The sequence below is a fragment of the Actinomycetospora sp. CA-101289 genome (genome assembly GCF_050955895.1).
Taxonomy (GTDB): Bacteria; Actinomycetota; Actinomycetes; order Mycobacteriales; family Pseudonocardiaceae; genus Actinomycetospora.
Genome location: NZ_CP192093.1, coordinates 5,455,846 through 5,473,811, shown reverse-complemented (window position 1 = coordinate 5,473,811; position 17,966 = coordinate 5,455,846). Strand labels below are relative to the sequence as shown.

Annotated in this window: 14 protein-coding genes; 7 read left to right on the top strand and 7 right to left on the bottom strand. The window is 73.8% G+C overall.

Features of this window, described 5'->3' with window-relative positions:
- Window positions 1–3 precede the first annotated feature (3 nt).
- The 4 genes from nuoL to ACQPX6_RS27210 are packed head-to-tail and all read left to right on the top strand — an operon-like array spanning window position 4 to window position 6,281.
- Window positions 4–2,007: an NADH-quinone oxidoreductase subunit L gene (nuoL, locus tag ACQPX6_RS27225; protein ID WP_433783848.1), complete on the top strand. Its 2,004-nt coding sequence runs from the start codon at window positions 4–6 to the stop codon at window positions 2,005–2,007.
- A complete protein-coding gene (locus tag ACQPX6_RS27220; RefSeq protein ID WP_433783847.1) occupies window positions 2,004–3,662 on the top strand; it encodes an NADH-quinone oxidoreductase subunit M in 1,659 nt (552 codons plus the stop codon). Before nuoL ends, ACQPX6_RS27220 begins: the two co-directional genes overlap by 4 nt.
- A complete protein-coding gene (gene nuoN / locus ACQPX6_RS27215; RefSeq protein WP_433783846.1) occupies window positions 3,659–5,266 on the top strand; it encodes an NADH-quinone oxidoreductase subunit NuoN in 1,608 nt (535 codons plus the stop codon). The genes ACQPX6_RS27220 and nuoN overlap by 4 nt, the downstream gene beginning before the upstream one ends.
- 4 nt (window positions 5,267–5,270) lie before the next feature.
- Window positions 5,271–6,281: a polyprenyl synthetase family protein gene (locus ACQPX6_RS27210; RefSeq protein WP_433783845.1), complete on the top strand. Its 1,011-nt coding sequence runs from the start codon at window positions 5,271–5,273 to the stop codon at window positions 6,279–6,281.
- On the opposite strand, the gene rarD is transcribed toward ACQPX6_RS27210, so the two are convergent.
- The 4 genes from rarD to ACQPX6_RS27190 all read right to left on the bottom strand — a co-directional run bounded on the left by rarD (window position 6,257) and on the right by ACQPX6_RS27190 (window position 11,151).
- Window positions 6,257–7,168: an EamA family transporter RarD gene (gene rarD, locus ACQPX6_RS27205; RefSeq protein ID WP_433783844.1), complete on the bottom strand. Its 912-nt coding sequence runs from the start codon at window positions 7,166–7,168 to the stop codon at window positions 6,257–6,259. The genes ACQPX6_RS27210 and rarD overlap by 25 nt on opposite strands.
- Before the next feature lie 29 nt (window positions 7,169–7,197).
- Window positions 7,198–8,304: a 2-oxoacid:ferredoxin oxidoreductase subunit beta gene (locus ACQPX6_RS27200; RefSeq protein ID WP_433783843.1), complete on the bottom strand. Its 1,107-nt coding sequence runs from the start codon at window positions 8,302–8,304 to the stop codon at window positions 7,198–7,200.
- Window positions 8,301–10,187, bottom strand: coding sequence for a 2-oxoacid:acceptor oxidoreductase subunit alpha (locus tag ACQPX6_RS27195; RefSeq protein ID WP_433783842.1), 1,887 nt, complete (start codon window positions 10,185–10,187; stop codon window positions 8,301–8,303). The genes ACQPX6_RS27200 and ACQPX6_RS27195 overlap by 4 nt, the downstream gene beginning before the upstream one ends.
- A gap of 169 nt (window positions 10,188–10,356) precedes the next feature.
- Window positions 10,357–11,151, bottom strand: coding sequence for an enoyl-CoA hydratase (locus ACQPX6_RS27190; protein WP_433783841.1), 795 nt, complete (start codon window positions 11,149–11,151; stop codon window positions 10,357–10,359).
- 53 nt (window positions 11,152–11,204) lie between these two features.
- On the opposite strand from ACQPX6_RS27190, the gene ACQPX6_RS27185 reads away from it, so the two are divergent.
- The 3 genes from ACQPX6_RS27185 to ACQPX6_RS27175 all read left to right on the top strand — a co-directional run bounded on the left by ACQPX6_RS27185 (window position 11,205) and on the right by ACQPX6_RS27175 (window position 12,765).
- Window positions 11,205–11,792, top strand: coding sequence for a PaaI family thioesterase (locus ACQPX6_RS27185; protein WP_433783840.1), 588 nt, complete (start codon window positions 11,205–11,207; stop codon window positions 11,790–11,792).
- A gap of 141 nt (window positions 11,793–11,933) precedes the next feature.
- Window positions 11,934–12,317 (top strand): VOC family protein, encoded by a 384-nt coding sequence (locus ACQPX6_RS27180; protein WP_433783838.1) that lies wholly within the window; start codon window positions 11,934–11,936, stop codon window positions 12,315–12,317.
- Window positions 12,310–12,765 carry a GNAT family N-acetyltransferase gene (locus ACQPX6_RS27175; RefSeq protein ID WP_433783837.1) on the top strand — a complete coding sequence of 152 codons (456 nt, stop codon included), beginning with the start codon at window positions 12,310–12,312 and terminating at the stop codon, window positions 12,763–12,765. The genes ACQPX6_RS27180 and ACQPX6_RS27175 overlap by 8 nt, the downstream gene beginning before the upstream one ends.
- A gap of 10 nt (window positions 12,766–12,775) precedes the next feature.
- Here the strand turns inward: ACQPX6_RS27175 and ACQPX6_RS27170 are convergent, their stop codons facing one another.
- The 3 genes from ACQPX6_RS27170 to ACQPX6_RS27160 all read right to left on the bottom strand — a co-directional run bounded on the left by ACQPX6_RS27170 (window position 12,776) and on the right by ACQPX6_RS27160 (window position 17,780).
- Window positions 12,776–14,581: a dynamin family protein gene (locus ACQPX6_RS27170; RefSeq protein ID WP_433783836.1), complete on the bottom strand. Its 1,806-nt coding sequence runs from the start codon at window positions 14,579–14,581 to the stop codon at window positions 12,776–12,778.
- Between the two features lie 71 nt (window positions 14,582–14,652).
- A complete protein-coding gene (locus ACQPX6_RS27165) occupies window positions 14,653–16,170 on the bottom strand; it encodes a dynamin family protein (protein ID WP_433783835.1) in 1,518 nt (505 codons plus the stop codon).
- Between the two features lie 2 nt (window positions 16,171–16,172).
- Window positions 16,173–17,780 (bottom strand): Hsp70 family protein, encoded by a 1,608-nt coding sequence (locus ACQPX6_RS27160; protein ID WP_433783833.1) that lies wholly within the window; start codon window positions 17,778–17,780, stop codon window positions 16,173–16,175.
- Window positions 17,781–17,966 lie beyond the last annotated feature (186 nt).

Genomic DNA, 17,966 nt, shown 5'->3' with positions numbered 1-17,966 from the left:
GTCGTGTCGCTCCTGGGCGCCGCCGCCCCGCTCCCCGAGGTCCTCCCCGTGGAGGGGGCCTCCGGCGCGGCCTGGCTGCTCGTCGCACTGCCCGCCCTGGGCGCGCTGGTGCTGTTCGTCGGCGGACGCCGCACCGACCGGTGGGGTCACGTGCTCGGCGTGCTCACGGTCGTCGCGTCGTTCGCGTTCGCGGTCGTGCTGTTCGTCGGGTCGCTGGCGCTGCCCGCGGAGGAACGGGTGCGCGAGCTCCCGCTCTACGACTGGTTCGCCGTCGGTGCACTGAACGTCGAGTTCGGGCTGCGGATCGACCCGCTGTCGCTGACGTTCGCGCTGCTCATCACCGGCGTCGGCTCGCTGATCCACATCTACTCGGTGGGCTACATGTCCCACGACCCCGCCCGGCGCAAGTTCTTCGCCCAGCTCAACCTGTTCGTCGCGGCGATGCTCGTGCTGGTCCTGGGCAACGGGTTCGTGACGCTCTACCTCGGCTGGGAGGGCGTCGGCCTCGCGTCGTACCTGCTCATCGGCTTCTACACGGGACGCCGGTCGGCGGGCAGCGCGGCCAAGAAGGCGTTCCTCATGAACCGCGTCGGCGACGTCGGGCTGGCGCTGGCGATCTTCCTGCTGTTCGTCGAGCTCGGGACGACGCAGTACGTCGAGGTGTTCGCCCGCGCCGGGGAGATCTCGCCGGGCACGCTGACCGCGATCACCCTGCTCCTGCTGCTCGGCGCCTGCGGCAAGTCCGGCCAGTTCCCGCTGCAGGCGTGGCTCCCGGACGCGATGGAGGGCCCGACGCCGGTGTCGGCGCTGATCCACGCCGCGACGATGGTGACCGCCGGCGTCTACCTCATCGCCCGGGCCAACCCGCTCTACGACCTGGCGCCCGTCGGGCAGCTCGTCGTCACGATCATCGGGGCGATCACGCTGGTGATCGGGGCGATCATCGGCTGCGCCTACGACGACATCAAGAAGGTGCTGGCCTACTCCACGGTGAGCCAGATCGGCTACATGATGCTGGCCGTCGGGCTCGGGCCCGTCGGGTACGCGGTGGCGCTCGCCCACCTGCTCGCCCACGGCTTCTTCAAGGCCGGGCTGTTCCTCGGGGCCGGCTCGGTGATGCACGGGATGGCCGACGAGACCGACATGCGCCGCTACGGGGGACTGCGGCGCCACATGCCGGTGACGTTCTGGACGTTCACCATCGGCTACCTGGCCCTGATCGGCTTCCCCTTCCTCTCGGGCTTCTACACGAAGGACGCGATCATCGAGGCCACGCTGACCGCGGGCCCCGTGGCCGGGTGGATCCTCGGCGTCGCGGCGCTGCTCGCGGCCGGGCTGACCGCGTTCTACATGACGCGCCTGATGCTCATGACGTTCTTCGGGCCGGAGCGCTGGCGCGACCTGCACCCGCGGCGGATCGACGCCGCGGACCTCGAGGACCCGCCGGAGCACTACCACCCGCACGAGTCGGTGGCCTCGATGACGGCGCCGATGATCCTGCTGGCCATCGGGTCGGCGGGTGCCGGCGCTTTCCTCGTCGGCGGCGAGCGCCTGGCGCTGTGGCTCGAGCCCTCGCTCGGCGCGCCGGTCGACCCGCACACCGTCCCCGCGGTGTTCCCCATCGGACTCGTCCCGATCGCGGCGACCGTGCTCATGGTGCTCGGCGCCGGGATCGCCTACCTGGTCGTCGGGCGCCGCCCGGTGCCGGTGGAGCGCCCGGAGCGGGTGAGCCTGCCGGTGCGGGCCGCGCGCGCCGACCTCTTCGCCAACGCGATCAACGAGAAGGTCATCGCGCGGCCGGGCATCTGGCTCTCCCGCGCGCTGGTCTACCTCGACAACCGGGGCGTCGACGGGGCCGTCAACGGCACCGCCGCCCTGCTCGGCGGCACGTCCGGCCGGCTGCGGCGCACGCAGACCGGCTTCGTCCGCTCCTACGCCCTGACCATCCTGGGAGGCTCCGTCGTGCTCGTCGCGGCCCTGCTCACCGTCGGCGGGTACGGCGGATGAGCGCGTTGCTGCTGGCCCTGCTCGTCGTCCCGCTCCTCGGGGCCGCCGTCTGCGGGGCGATGGCCTCCCGCGAGCACCTCGACCGCGCGGGCAAGGCGGCCGGCCTCGGGTTCTCGGTCGTCTCGCTGGTGCTCGTCGCGCTCCTCTGGTCGCAGTTCCGCACCGGGCCGGGCACGCCGCGCTTCCAGTTCGAGCTGTCGGTCGAGTGGATCCCCGCGTTCGGCACGCGGTTCGCCCTCGGTATCGACGGCATCGCGCTGACGATGATCGCCCTGCTCGCGGTGCTCGTGCCGATCGTGCTGGGCTTCGGGTGGGCCGAGAAGCTCCCGCCCGGGCGCACCGGGTCCGGCTTCACGGCGCTGATGCTCGCGACGCAGGGCGTCCTGGTCGGGGTGTTCGCCGCGACCGACGTCTTCCTGTTCTACGTGCTGTTCGAGGCGATGCTCGTCCCGATGTACTTCCTCATCGGGCGCTTCGGCGGGCCGCGCCGCCAGTACGCCGCGGTGAAGTTCTTCCTCTACTCGTTCCTCGGCGGCCTCATCATGCTGGCCTCGGTGATCGGGCTGTTCGTGGCCAGCGACGCCCGGCTGGGGCAGGGCACGTTCGACTGGGCGGCGCTGCAGGGCATGGCCGCGCAGCTGCCGCTCTCGACCCAGATCCCGCTGTTCCTCGGGTTCTTCGCCGCCTTCGCCATCAAGGCGCCGCTGGTGCCGCTGCACACGTGGCTCCCCGACGCCGGCGCCGAGGCGCCCGTGGCCGGCGGCGTCATCCTCGTCGGCCTGCTCGACAAGGTCGGCGTGTTCGGGTTCCTGCGCTACACGTTGCCGCTGTTCCCGGCGGCGTCGCGCGAGCTCGCCCCGCTGGTGCTGGTGCTCGCGGTCATCGGCGTCATCTACGGCGCGCTGCTCGCCGCCGCGCAGACCGACATGAAGCGCTTCGTCGCGTACACCTCCATCGCGCACTTCGGCTACATCGCGCTGGGCATCTTCGCGTTCACGTCGCAGTCGATCGCCGGCTCGCCGCTCTACATGGTCAACCACGGCATCTCGACGGCGATGCTCTTCCTCGCCGTCGGCCTGCTGATCCGGCGCGGGGGCACGGCGTCGATGACCGAGTACGGCGGCGTCGGGCGCGCCGCGCCGCTGCTCGCGGGGATGTTCCTCATCGCGGGCCTCTCGACGCTGTCGCTGCCCGGCACCAACTCGTTCATCAGCGAGTTCCTCGTGCTCATCGGCGCGTTCCCGACCCGGCCGGTGTTCACGGTGATCGCGACCGTCGGCATCGTCTTCGCGGCCCTCTACGTGCTGTGGGTCTACCAGCGGGTGTTCACCGGGCCGCTGCGCGGCACCGCGGTGGTCGGCGACGGGCCGGGCGCGGCGTCGGCGGCGGCGATGGCCGGCACCGACGACGGCGTCGACGGGAGCGACGGCTCCTGGGCGCGCCGCACCACGGCCCGCTTCGGCGACCTGACCCGCGGCGAGGTCGCGGTGATGACCCCGCTGGTCGCCCTCATCCTCGTGCTCGGGTTCTTCCCCGGGCCGGTCCTCGAGGTCCTCGAGCCGGCGGTGGCGGCGACCATGGCCGAGGTCGGCGCCACCGACCCGGTGACCGTGGACCCAGCGATCAACCCAGCGATCAACGGAGTGCCGCGATGACCGGCTCGACCTTCCCGACGGTCGACTACGGCGCGCTCGCGCCGGTGCTGATCGTGCTCGCCGCGGCGTGCCTCTCGGTGCTGCTCGAGGCCCTCATGCCCCTGCGGGGTCGCGGACGCGCGCAGCTCGCGCTGACCCTCGTCACCATCGCCGCGGCCCTCGTGGCCGTCGTGGCGCGGGCGAGCTCGGGCACCCCGGCGGTGTCGACGCTGGCCGGCGCGCTGGCCGTGGACGGTCCGGCGCTGTTCCTCTGGGGCACGCTGCTCGCCCTCGCGGTGCCGAGCGTGCTGCTGCTGGCCGACCGCTCGATCGAGCCCGGTGGGCCGTTCGTCGCCGACCCGGTGGCGCTGGCGGAGGCCGAGTCCGAGGGCCAGGCCGGCCGCACGGGACGCAGCGGCACCGCCACGGCCCGGCGCACCGGCGGCGGCTCCGGCGGGCGCTTCCCGCGCGACCGGGTCGAGGGCCACACCGAGGTCTTCCCGCTCGTGCTCTTCGCCCTCGGCGGCATGCTCGTGTTCTGCGCCGCCGACGACCTGCTGACGATGTTCGTGGCGCTCGAGGTGCTCAGCCTGCCGCTGTACCTGCTCTGCGGGCTCGCGCGGCGCCGGCGGCTCGCGAGCCAGGAGTCGGCGGTCAAGTACTTCCTGCTCGGCGCGTTCTCGTCGGCGTTCTTCCTCTACGGGCTCGCGCTGCTCTACGGCTACGCGGACTCGGTGAAGCTCACCGACATCTCGCAGGCCGCCGCGGGCTCGCTGCGCCCTGACTCGCTGCTGTTCGGCGGGCTGGCGCTGCTGGTGGTCGGGCTGATGTTCAAGGGGTCGGTGGGCCCGTTCCACACCTGGACCCCGGACGTCTACCAGGGCGCGCCCACCTCGGTCACCGCGTTCATGGCCGCGTGCACCAAGGTCGCCGCGTTCGGCGCGATCCTGCGGGTGTTCTCCGTCGCCTTCGGCTCCACGGTGTGGGAGTGGCGCGGGGTGCTCTGGGTGGTCGCGATCGCGTCGATGGTGATCGGCGCGGTGCTCGGGCTGACCCAGACCGACATCAAGCGCATGATCGCGTACTCGTCGGTGGCCCACGCCGGCTTCCTGCTGCTCGGGGCCATGGCGATCACCCCCGACGGGCTCTCGGCGACGCTGTTCTACCTGCTCGCCTACGGCTTCACCACGGTCGCGCTGTTCGGCCTGGTGACGCTGGTGCGCGGCCCGGACGGGGAGGCGACGCACCTCTCGGCGTGGGCGGGGCTCGCCAAGCGCTCACCGGTGGTCGCGGCCTCGATGACCTTCCTCATGCTCGCGCTGGCCGGCATCCCGCTGACCAGCGGCTTCACGGCCAAGTTCGCGGTGTTCTCCGCGGCCCTGGCCGACGGCATGACGCCGCTGGTCATCGTGGCCCTCGTGGTCAGCGCGGTGGCCGCGTTCTTCTACCTGCGGCTCATCGTGCTCATGTACTTCTCGGAGCCCGCCGCGGACGGCCCGACCGTCAGCGTCCCCGGGCCGTTCACGACGGTGGCGATCACACTGGGGGTCGTGGTGACCCTGCTGCTCGGCGTCGTGCCGACCGTCGTCCTCGGATGGGCCGACGGCCTGTCCTTCCTGGGCTGACCGCGTGACCGGCCCCCGACTGACCCAGGTCGCCGGCCTGCCGATCGGCGACCCCGACCTCGCCGCGGCGGTCAGCGACGGCCTCGACCGCGTCGAGGACCTCCTGCGTCGCGAGGTGCACAGCGACTACCGATTCGTCACCGACACCTCGCTGCACCTCATCGAGGCCGGCGGCAAGCGCTTCCGGCCCCTGCTGACGCTGCTCGCCGCGCAGCTCGCGGGCGGGACCTCGGAGGACGTCGTCGTCGCGGCCACGTCCGTCGAGCTCGTGCACCTGGCGACGCTGTACCACGACGACGTCATGGACGAGGCGACGATGCGCCGCGGCGCCGAGAGCGCCAACGCGCGCTGGGACAACACGGTCGCGATCCTCACCGGCGACTACCTGTTCGCCCACGCCTCGCGGCTCGTCTCGCAGCTCGGCCCGGATGCGGTGCGGATCATCGCCGAGACGTTCGCCGAGCTCGTGACGGGCCAGATGCGCGAGACCCGCGGGCCCCGCGAGGGCGAGGACGCCGTCGAGCACTACCTGGCCGTCGTGGCCGAGAAGACGGGCTCGCTCATCGCGACGTCGGGGCGGTTCGGGGCGATGTTCGCCGGGGCGCCCCCCGAGCACGTGACGGCGATGAGCCGGTTCGGCGAGATCATCGGCACGGCCTTCCAGGTCTCCGACGACATCATCGACATCGCCTCGCCGTCGGGGGACTCCGGGAAGACGCCGGGCACCGACCTGCGCGAGGGCGTCGCGACGCTGCCGGTGCTCTACACGCTGGCCGGCGACGGCCCGGAGGTCGCGCGCCTCCGGACCCTGGGCGTCGGGAGCCGCGAGCTGGGCGACGGCGAGGTGGAGGAGGCCCTGGAGCTGCTGCGCGGCTCGGCGGGGCTGCAGGAGGCCCGCACCGCCCTCGACGCCCGCGCCGACGCCGCGCGCGCCGAGCTCGCCGCCCTGCCCGAGGGCCCCGCCCGCCAGGCCCTCGCGGCGCTGCTGGACTACACGGTGGCGCGCACCGGCTGAGTGCCGGCCCGCAGGGCGTCGGCGGTGAACACCACCAGCGCCGCCCACACCAGGGAGACCCCGACCCAGCGCGACACGGGCATGGGCTCGCCGGCGACGACCACGCCCCACAGGAACTGCAGGGTCGGGTTGAGGTACTGCAGCACGCCGAGGGTGGCCAGGGGCAGGCGGCGGGCGCCGGCGGCGAAGAGCAGCAGCGGGATCGCGGTGACCGGACCGGCGGCCACGAGCAGCAGCGCGTGCCCGGTGCCGTACCCGGTGAAGGTGCCGGCGCCGCTGATCTGGAGCCCGAGGATGAACACGATCGCGAGCGGCCCGAGCAGGAAGCCCTCGGCAGTCAGGCCCGGGACCGGGTCGAGCGGCACCCGCTTCTTCACCAGCCCGTAGAGCCCGAAGCTCACCGCCAGCACGAGCGTGATCCAGGGCAGCCGGCCCGTACCGACGGTGAGGACGACGACGGCCGCGGCCGCCAGCCCGATCGCCACCCACTGCACGCGGCGCAGCCGCTCGCGCAGGACGACCACGGCGAGCACCACCGACACCAGCGGCGTGGCGTAGTAGCCGAGCGCGGCGTCGACGACGTGGCCGTGGGTGGTCGACCAGATGTAGGTGCCCCAGTTGACCGCGATGAGCACCGAGCCCGCGGTGACCAGCGCCCAGGTGCCCCACGAGAGGCCGCGCAGGTCGCCCCACCGCCGCGCGACGGTGATGACCAGCAGCATGCCCAGCAGCGTCCAGGCGACCCGGTGCGCGACCGACTCGACGGCATCAGCCGGTGCCAGCAGCGGCCAGAACGCGGGCGAGAGGCCCCACAGCGCGTACGCGCCGATGGCGGCGAGGTAGCCACTGTGGCTCCGCCTGGTGAGCGCCTGTCCGTGCTCCGGCACGGACAAGCGCTCACGAGGCGCAGCCAAAGCTACTGCTCGTTCTCGGGCTCCGGCATGACCGCCCAGGTGTCCTTGCCGCGCAGGAGCGCGTCGAGGTTGTCGCCCCGCGACGCGGCCTGCTCCTTGGCCGCCTCGACCTGGGCGCGGGCGCCGTCGTCGTAGGTCGGCCGGTCCACCTTGCGGAAGATGCCGGTGACGGTGTGCGTGAGGTCCTGGTCGGACAGCCGCGAGAGCGCGAAGGACTGCGTGGGGTCCTCCTCGCCGGCGCGGTGGACGACGACCGCGTCCTCGCCCACCCCGTCGGGCCCGCCGATCTTCGCGACCTCGAGCCCGCCGGACGCCGAGCGCACGACGCCGTACTCGCCGTCGTTGCCGAAGCGGATCGGCTCGCCGTCGACGAGCTTGATCAGCCGCTCGGCCACGTCGTCGCCCTTGCGCAGGACGTCGAACGAGCCGTCGTTGAAGATCGGGCAGTCCTGGAAGATCTCCACCAGCGAGGCGCCGCGGTGCGCGGCGGCCTGGCGCAGCACCTCGGTGAGGCCCTTGCGGTCGGAGTCCAGCGCGCGCCCGACGAACGTGGCCTCGGCGCCCAGCGCCAGCGAGACCGGGTTGAACGGGGCGTCGACCGAGCCCATCGGCGTGGACTTGGTGACCTTGCCGACCTCGGAGGTCGGCGAGTACTGGCCCTTGGTCAGCCCGTAGATCCTGTTGTTGAACAGCAGGATCGTGATGTTCATGTTGCGGCGCAGCGCATGGATCAGGTGGTTGCCCCCGATCGACAGCGCGTCGCCGTCACCGGTCACGACCCACACCGACAGGTCCGGGCGCGTCACGGCGAGCCCGGTGGCGATCGTCGGCGCGCGCCCGTGGATCGAGTGCATGCCGTAGGTGTCGAGGTAGTACGGGAAGCGGCTCGAGCAGCCGATGCCCGAGACGAACACGATGTTCTCGCGCTTGAGGTTCAGCTCGGGCAGGAAGCCGCGCACCGAGGCGAGCACGGCGTAGTCGCCGCAGCCCGGGCACCAGCGCACCTCCTGGTCGGAGGTGTAGTCCTTGGCCTTCTGCGCCTCGTCCGTGGTCGGGACGAGGTCGAGCCCGCCCCCGAAGGACGGCTTGCCGAGTTCGACGGCGGTCATGCGGGAAGGTCCCCCTTCACGGCGTCGGTGAGGACGCCGGCGAGCTCCTCGGCCTGGAACGGCAGTCCCGCGACCTTGGTGTACGAGTGCGCGTCGACCAGGAAGCGGGCGCGCAGCAGCATGGCGAGCTGCCCGAGGTTCATCTCGGGCACGACGACGCGGCGGTAGGACCGCAGGACGTCGCCGAGGTTGGCCGGCATCGGGTTGAGGTGGCGCAGGTGGGCCTGCGCGACCGAGAGCCCGGCCGCGCGGACCCGGCGGCACGCGGCCCCGATCGGCCCGTACGACGAGCCCCAGCCGATGACGAGCACCTCGGCGTCGCCGTCGGGGTCGTGCACCTCGACGTCGGGCACCGGGATGCCGTCGATCTTGGCCTGGCGCAGCCGGACCATGCGGTCGTGGTTGTCCGGGTCGTAGGAGATCGTGCCGCGCCCGTCGGCCTTCTCCAGGCCGCCGATGCGGTGCTCCAGCCCCGGCGTGCCGGGGATCGCCCACGGACGGGCCAGGGTGTCGGGGTCGCGCAGGTAGGGCCAGAACTCCCCGGACCCGTCGGGCGCGTTGGCCTCGGTGGCGAACGTCGTCGTCAGGTCGGGCAGGTCGGCGACGTCGGGGATGGCCCAGGGCTCGGAGCCGTTGGCGATCGCACCGTCGGAGAGCACGAACACCGGGGTGCGGTAGGTCAGCGCCATCCGCACGGCGTCGAGGGCCGCGTCGAAGCAGTCCGACGGCGACTGCGGGGCGATGATCGGCACCGGCGCCTCGCCGTTGCGCCCGTACATCGCCTGCAGCAGGTCGGCCTGCTCGGTCTTGGTGGGCAGGCCGGTCGAGGGCCCGCCGCGCTGCACGTCGAGGATCAGCAGCGGCAGCTCGAGGGCCACCGCCAGCCCGATCGTCTCCGACTTCAGCGCCACGCCCGGACCGGACGTCGACGTGACGCCCAGCGCCCCGCCGAACGACGCGCCCAGGGCGGCACCGATGCCGGCGATCTCGTCCTCGGCCTGGAACGTCGTGATCCCGAAGCCCTTGTGCTTCGACAGCTCGTGGAGCACGTCGGAGGCGGGGGTGATCGGGTAGGTGCCCAGGAAGACCGGCAGTCCGGACTGCTGGCCGGCGGCGACCACGCCGTAGGCGAGCGCCAGGTTGCCGGTGATCTGCCGGTAGGTGCCCTCGGCCAGGCGGGCCGGGGCGACCTCGTAGGTGACCGCGAAGCTCTCGGTGGTCTCGCCGTAGTTCCAGCCCGCGCGGAACGCCAGGATGTTGGCCTCGGCGAGGTCGGGCTTCTTCGCGAACTTCTCGCGCAGGAACGCCTCGGTGGCGTCGGTGCCGCGGTGGTACATCCACGACAGCAGGCCCAGGGCGAACATGTTCTTCGCCCGCTCGGCGTCCTTCTTGCTCATGCCCGTGGGCTCGAGCGCGCCGCGCGTCAGCGTCGCCATCGCGACCGGGTGCACCGTGTAGGGCTCCAGCGAGTCGTCCTCGAGGGGGTTGGACTCGTAGCCGACCTTCGCCAGGTTCCGCTTGGTGAACTCGTCGGTGTTGACGATCAGCATGCCGCCGTGCGGCAGGTCCTCGATGTTGGCCTTCAGCGCCGCCGGGTTCATCGCCACGAGGACGTCGGGGCGGTCGCCGGGCGTGAGGATGTCGTAGTCGGCGAAGTGGAGCTGGAAGCTCGACACCCCCGGCAACGTCCCGGCAGGGGCCCGGATCTCCGCCGGGAAGTTGGGCAGCGTGGCGAGGTCGTTGCCGAACGCCGCGGCCTCCGAGGTGAACCGGTCGCCGGTGAGCTGCATCCCGTCACCGGAGTCACCCGCGAAACGGATGACCACCCGGTGGGTCTGGCGCACCTCCCGACCGGCCGGCCCGACGGCGGTGTCAGTGCTCATCGAACGATCGCGTCCCTTCGCGTCCTCGTCGATCCATCCGCGGGAGAAGAGCGGACCACCCAGGCTAACCTCACCTCCGGCGCGATCACCGTTGGCTGGTCACGGGTCACACGCTGGACCGTGACAGCCGGGTCCGCAGCCCGGGCGTTCGCCCCCGCGGGACCCCTGGTCAGCGCTTCCCGGTGGAGGCCCGCACACGGGCGAGACCCTCGCGGAACCCCTCCGAGCGCAGCGACGCGAGCTGCGGGCCGACCTCGACGGCGACGGCGTCGCGGTGCCGGTCGAGGTGCGCGGTCGCGCGCAGGCTCGCCTTGGTGGCGACCACCAGCTCGCGCGGTGCCGCGGCCGACGTCGCGGCCATGCGCAGGGCCTCGGCCACGGCCGCCGAGCGCCCGTCCGCGCCCTCGCCGGTGGCCACCTTGAGCGCCAGGCCCAGCTCGACGGCCCGGGTGGCGTCGACGCGCTCGCCGCCGAGCAGCATCGCCGTCGTCACCTGGGGGCCGACGATCCGCTGCGCCATCCACGTCATGCCGCCGCCGGGGTGGGCGCCCAGGCGCAGGAAGCCGGGCTCGAAGCGGGCGGTCTCGCCGGCGATCCGCACGTCGGCGGCCAGCGCGAGGTTCAGCCCCGCCCCGACGGCGGGCCCGTCGACGGCGGCGAACGTCGGCAACGGGCACTCGGCCAGCGCCAGGAACCCGGCGTAGATGCGCTCGAGGGCGTCCGGGCCGGACTCGCCCGCCGCCGCGAGCTCGTCGAGGTCGCCGCCCGCGCAGAAGGCGGGCTTGGGGTCGTCGTCGCCGGTGATGACGACGGCGTGCGCCCCGGTGTCGGCGCCGACCTCGTCGAGCGCCGCGACGAGACGGTCCGACAGCGCCGTCGTCATCGCGTTGCGCCGCTTGGGGTCGGAGACGGTGAGGAGCGCGACGCCGTCGAGGCGCTCCAGCCGGACATCGGGCTCAGCCATGGCCGTCAGCATGCCGTGGGGTGACGCGGCTCGCGGCCGGGGAGGTCGTTGGCATGGGTAACGTGCGGCGCGTGCCGATCTCCACCATCGACCCGCCCGCCGACGCGGAGGCGCCGCAGAAACACCCCAAGGCGCCCGGCCCCGGCGAGCGGACGCGGGAGCACCACAGCCAGTGCCGCGGCTGTGCCGACGTGCCCGGCAGCCTGCGCATCCGCTCGTGGGTGGAGGACGACGGGGTGTCGGTGCGCAGCCGGTTCGACGTGCTCGACGAGCACCAGGGCGCCCCGGGCCTCCTGCACGGCGGCCTGCTGATGACCGCGTTCGACGACTCGCTGGGCACCGCCCACACCCAGGTCGTGCGCGCGGCGGTGACGGCGCGCATGGAGACCGACTTCCGCCGCCCGGTGCCCGTCGGGACGACGCTGTGGCTGCGCAGCCAGGTGGACGCGGTCGTGGGCCGCAAGGTCTACATCTCGAGCACGGCGTACCTCGACGAGCTCGACGGCGAGGTCGCCGGCACCGCCCGCTCGCTGTTCCTCGTCGTCGGCGCCGAGCACTTCCTGCGCCACAGCCGCCCCGAGGACCTCGAGGCCCTCGGCGCCAGCCGCGAGACCATCGAGGCCGCCCGCGCCGCACGCTGACCCGCCTGACCTGACACGCGATGTCAGGTACCCGGACCTTGACGACCTCACGGACCGGACGATTCGATCTGCCCAGCGTCGCGTCCGGGCCGGTGTCAGGCCGGCGGATGGAGGCGCCGGAGCCCTGGAGTGATCCACCCCATGGCCGTTCGCATCGACCACCTCGCGCTCGCCGCGCACGACGCCCGCGAGTCCGCCCAGTTCCTCGCCGACGTCCTCGGCCTGCCCGACCCGCACCCGTGGGGCCCGTTCATCGCCGTCGACGTCGACGAGACGTTCACGATCGACTACGCGGCCCCGCCGGTCGACTTCCCCGGCCAGCACGTCGCTTTCCTCGTCGGCGAGGACGAGTTCGACGAGATCCTCGGCCGCCTGCTGCTGCGGGGGATCACCTACTGGGCCGACCCCCAGCAGCGCTGGGTCGGCGAGTTCAACACCCACGACGGCGGGCGCGGCCTGTACTTCGACGACCCCGCGGGCCACCACTTCGAGGTCATCACCCGCCGGTACGGCTCCGGTGGTTGAGGTCCGGCGCGGCGGCGTCGACGACGCCGAGGTCGTCGCGGCGCTGCTGCACGACTTCAACACCGAGTTCGACACCCCGACGCCGGGCGTCGAGGTGCTGGCCGGGCGCCTGCGGACGCTGCTCCCCGGCGCCGACCTCGTCGCCCTCCTGCACGGCGACCCGCCCGACGCGTTCGCGGTCGTGTCGTTCCGGCCCAACGTCTGGTTCGACGCGCCCGTCGCCCTGCTCGACGAGCTCTACGTGCGCCCCGACCTCCGCGGCCGGCGCATCGGGCACGCCCTCCTGTCGGCGGTCGAGGCCCTGGCGGCCGAGCGCGGCGGGCGGATCGTCGAGGTCAACGTCGACGGCGAGGACTCCGACGCCCGCCGCTTCTACGCCGCCCACGGCTACAGCCACATCGAGCCCGGCGCGACCGAGCCGAGCTACTACTACGTCAAGGAGTGGTGAGCCGGGTCGGTCACGAAGCGGGGGTCCGCCGGGCGCGCTGCGCCGAGGTCGCCACCTGGTGCAGGGCGGCGGCGTCCGTGCGCAGCCGCTCGAGCGCCGCCAGGTGCTCGTCGAGCTCGCGCCGCCGTGTGCGGCGCTCCTCGGCGGTCCGCTTGACCGTCGCCTGGGCGTCGGCCACCGCGTCGCCGAGCTCGCGACGGCGCTGCGCGAGCAGGTCCGTGACGGTGGCCTCCAGCCCGAACTGGACCTCGACGAGGTGCTTGGCGAACTCGCGCTGCATCTGCTGGCGGGACTCGGAGATGGTGCGGGTGGTCAGCCGCTGCGCAGCCCGCTGCTCACGGACCCGGTTCATCGTGCGCCGGCGCAGGGCGATGCCGGCGAGGCCGATCGCGGCACCCAGCCCGAGCCCACCGATGCCCAGGAGCAGGCCGAGGGGCATCAGCAGCCGCTCGGCGCCGAACGCCAGTCCCGCGGCTGCGCCGTAGGAGCCCAGCGCACCCGCGACGCCCCGCGCCGTCGGGTCGTCCTCGGGTTCGGGCCGGCGTGTGCCCTCGCGCGTGGTCTCCGGGAGGGCGAGCTCGGGCCGGGCGAGCTCGACGCCCTGCTCGGACACGGTCGTCACCAGCTCCGCCACGAGCACCTCGACGCGCTCGCGCACGACCGTCGCGGCCTCCAGCCACAGCGCGCGCACCACGTCGTCGAGCTCACGGGGGAGGGTCTCCGAGCGCTCGGGCGACCAGCGGTTCAGGCTGTCGAGCAGCGCCTCGTCGGCCCGCGACGCACCGCTGGTGAGGGCGGCGTCGACGTCGAACTGGAGGCGACGGAAGCCGTGGGCGAGCTCCTGCCGCCAACGGGTGCCGGAGTCCTGGAGGCGCCGCAGCCGCTCCTGGTCCGCCTCGAGGGCGGCCGCGACCGAGGGGTCGTCGGTGGGTCGCGCGGCGTGGACGGCGGCGGCGAGCCGGGCGACGACGACGAGTGCCATCTGCACGACGTTGCCGAGGCGGACGACGTCGAGGTCCTCGGCGATCCTCGCGAGCTCGTCCTCGAGGGCCTCGGTGCCGGCCTCCGCGACCACCCGCTCGGCGAGCGCGTCGCGGCCGCGGAGCCGCGCGTCGTCGGCCACCGACTTCAGGCGTCCCGAGACGGCGAGGAACGGGGCCTGGGCGAAGCGGGCCGCGTGCGTGGCCACGAGGGCGCGGTCGTCCTCGAGGACCCTGCGCCACTCGGGGTGGGTGTCGATCTTCGTCAGGACGAAGACCACCTGCCCGATGCGCTGTGTCGCCTCGCGCAGGAACGCGAGCTCGGGCGCGATGAGGGGACGGCTGGGGTCCACGACGAGCACGAGGGCGTCGGCGAGGCCGAGCGCGGCGAGCGTGACGTCGGCGTGCCGGGCGACGATGCTGTCGACGCCCGGGGTGTCCACCAGCTCCACGCCGCGGGCGAGCAGCGGGGCGGGCAGCTCGAGCTCGACGGCCAGCACGTCGAGCCCGTTGCCTGGATTGTGCCGCTCCGAGGCGTAGCGCTCGACGTCGGTCGGCGGGACCTCGCGCGGCGGGGTGTCGGCGAGGTGCACGACGGCCCGGTCCGCGTCGGCGTGCCGCAGGGCGATGTGCACGCCGGTCGCGACGTCCGTGTCGACCGGCACGAGGCCTGGCCGCCCGACCAGGGCGTTCACCAGCGCGCTCTTCCCGCGCTTGGTCGCGCCGGCGACCACGATCCGGGCGATCGGGCGGGTGGGGCGGGAGCACTCGGCGACCAGGGGCGCCACGACCTCCGCGAGACCCGCAGCCGTGGCGACCTGGTGCAGGCCGTTCACGAGCTCACCGAGCCCTCTGCGCAGCGTCGCCGCGTCGCCACGCGGTCGCGCGGTGCCGCGTGCCGGCGCTGTCACGCCGGACCCGCCAGGCGCTCCCACGCCGCCGTGTAGGAGTCACGCACGACCTCGGCGGCTCGGCGGGCCGGCAGGTCGGTCCGCGGGTCGTTGGCGAAGCGCAACCACCGTGTGGCGGCCGCCAGCGCTCGCCGTCCGAGGGCTTCGCGGTCCGCCGCCGGGTCGCGCGGGTCCCCGCCGAGCCGGGTGGCGTCGTCGGCGCCGTGTGCGAGGGCCTGCAGGTCCGCGGCGAGCTCGGGGGGCAGGAGCAGCTCGCCGCGGGTCCACCGGACGAGGACGTCCCGCTCGCGCAGTCCCTGCAGCGCCGGGTCCTCGCGGGCCTCCTCCACGACGTCGCGCATCCACGCGGGAGCTCCGGGGGCGAACGACAGGCTCTCCAACGCGACGAGCGCCCGGTGGGCGCCGATCGCGTCGGCCTGGGCGGTGAACAGCCGCCGGATCGCGTCGTGCACGGCCTCGATGCCCGAGAGGGCCCGCAGGCGCTTGCTCACGGCCTCCGCCCCCTCGTGCCCGTCGGCGAGGTGCGCCAGGCAGAGGCGGAGTCCGGGCAGGCCCAGGAGGCCGAGCAACCGGGCCCGGTTCGCCTCGGGGACCCCGACGTCGGGGGTGGACGCGAACAGGTTCGCCGAGAGCAGCAGGAGCTCGCGGTCGTCCTCGGGCATGGCGGCGAGACGCCGGAGGTCGTCCACGACGGCATCGGTGATCAGCGAGGCATCGGCGGCCTCCGCGAGCAGGCCCGCCACCGGCACGACCCCGCCCGCGACGCCCTGCAGCTGCTCCGCGTAGCGGGCGGCGAGGACCGTGGCCGCCGGCCAGGTGTCCCCGCTCCCGTCGAGCGTGGCCGTCGCCGTGCCGTCGTCGATCGTGTCGGCCCGGCTCAGGACGGCGAGGACCGTCGCGGGGGAGAAGCCGGAGGCCCCCGCGGTGCGGGACATCGCCGCGGCGAGCGCTCGCAGTCGCTGGTCGTCGGACCGGGTCAGCTGTGGCACGAGGAAGAGCACGGCGTCGGCGGCCTGCAGCGCGCGCTGTGAGTCGCCGTCGAGCCCGAGCAGCTCCTCGGTGCGGGCGCCGGCGTCCGCGGTGAGCGAGTCCAGGCCCGGGGTGTCGATCACGGTGGTGCCGGCGAGGGCCTCGTTGCAGAGGACCACCTCCACCGAGGCGATGTCCTCCGGTGCGGCGCCGAGGTCGGCGGGGAGGTACCCGTCCGCCTCGAACGCCCGCGTCCACGAGCGCCCGTTCCGGGCGTGCACGACGACCTTCTCCTGGTGGCCGTACGAGAACCAGGTCACCGCGCGCGTGCACTCCGACGCGTCGACGCGGGCCACCCGCTGCCCGAGCAGGGCGTTGACCAGCGTCGACTTCCCGGCCTTCACGCGCCCGACGACGGCCAGGCGCAGGGGCCGCTCGAGCTCGCGGCGGACGCGGAGCACGCCTTCGCGGACGGCGCCGGGCACCGGACGGGTCAGCACCTCGTCGCACGCAGCGGCGACGCGGCGCGTGGCGGCGGCCGGCACGATCAGTAGCCCGTGGAGTACGAGCCGGTGTTGGGGTCCTCGTAGAGCGTCCCGCCCGTGTCCGACCCGTAGGTGTCACCCGTCATCGGGTCCTCGGTCATGCAGTCCGAGGAGCACGACTCGGTGGTCGGGGCGGTGCTCGACGAGGAACGCGGCGGGCGACTCGTGGTGGTCGTGGTCGTCGCCCGGGGGCGGGTGGTCGTCGCCGGGGCGTCGGCGGTCGTCGTCGTGGGCGGCGGCGCGACGGCGGGCGCCACCGGCTGGGCGGCGGGCACCACGTTCGCGGCGGGCACGGGCGTGCTCGAGGACGCGAGGCGCGGACCCAGGAAGGCGACACCGCCGCCGACGAGCGCGGCGACCAGGGCGGCGGCGGCCACCGATACCAGCAGGGCGGTGCGCGGACGCCGCGTCCCGGTCGAAGCCCCCGCGCCGGCCGGGCCGGCTGCCACCGGAGTCCCGAGCGGGGGCGTGACGGTCGGGGCGACCGGCTCCGCGTAGACCGGGGCCGGCGCCGCGGGAGCGGTCTCGGGGACGGCCGCCGGCCGGTCGCGCACGAGACCGGCGGCGCCCAGCACGACCACCGACTTCGGGTCGTCGAACGTGGCCGGGAGCTCACCGAAGCGCTCGGAGACGAGGCGCGTCACCAGCGGGATGCGGCTGGCCCCGCCCACCAGGTAGATCGCGGCGACGTCCCCGGCCGCGACGTCGCACCGCTCGATGGTCGCGGCCAGCTCGTCGACGGTGTCGCGCAGCGGCGCGGTGACGAGGGCCTCGAACTCCGGGCGGGTGATGCGCAGGTCCGCGCCGACGGCGGCGATGTGGACCGTGTAGGCCTGCTGACGCGACAGCGCCTCCTTGGCCCGGCGCACGTCGCGGCGCAGCTCGGCGGCCTGCCGCCGCGCGGTCGGCGTCGAGCCGGCGGCCATCTGCTCCCACAGCTCGCTGTGCTCCGCGGAGAGCCGGGCGCCGACCATCCCGTAGAGCAGGTCGTCGAGGCGCTCACCGCCCAGGTCGGCGTTGCCGCCGGGCTCGCCGGCGAGCTCGAGGCCGTCGGACGTGCGCCGCAGCACCGCGGCGTCGAAGGTGCCCCCGCCGAGGTCGTACACGGCTACGAGGTCGCCGGGCGCGATGCTCTCGTCGAGGTAGTGCATGGCCGCGGCGACCGGCTCGGCGACCATGATCGGCTCGGGCAGGCCCGCCGCGATCGCCGCCGCCGCGAGCTCGGCGCGACGCGACGCGGACCAGCGGACGGGGTGGGTCAGGACCAGCTTGGTGGGCGGCACGCCGTTGCGCCGCCGCGTGCCCTCGTCGGCGATCGCGCGCAGCAGCGCGGCGACGGCGTCGGCCACCGGGATCGGGGTTCCGTCGAGCACGAGGTGCCGGGTGCGGCCCAGGGAACGCTTCGGGTTCCGCTCGACCCGCTCTGGGGGCCAGCCGGCCTCGTCCCCGGAGGCCAGGCCGACGACGAGCTCCCCCTCGTCGTCCAGCGCGACCGCGGAGGGGATCTTCACCGAGCCGTCGAGCTCGAGGATGTTCACCGTCTCGCCCGAGACCATCGCGGCCGTCGTGAACGTCGTGCCGAAGTCGACAGCGAGTGACCATTCAGTCACTGGATTCCCCCCGAAGTGCTAGTGGTACCGAGAGGCATCGCGCTGCGCGGATGGGCGTTAGCCAAAAGGGGCTATCGAACTCGGTGCGTCAGGACGTATGGCTCTGCGTAGAACTTCTGCTCGGATCAGGCCTTCCGCGATAACGGTGGGGCCGGACCGGACGAACCCCCTCTAACCGATGAGCGC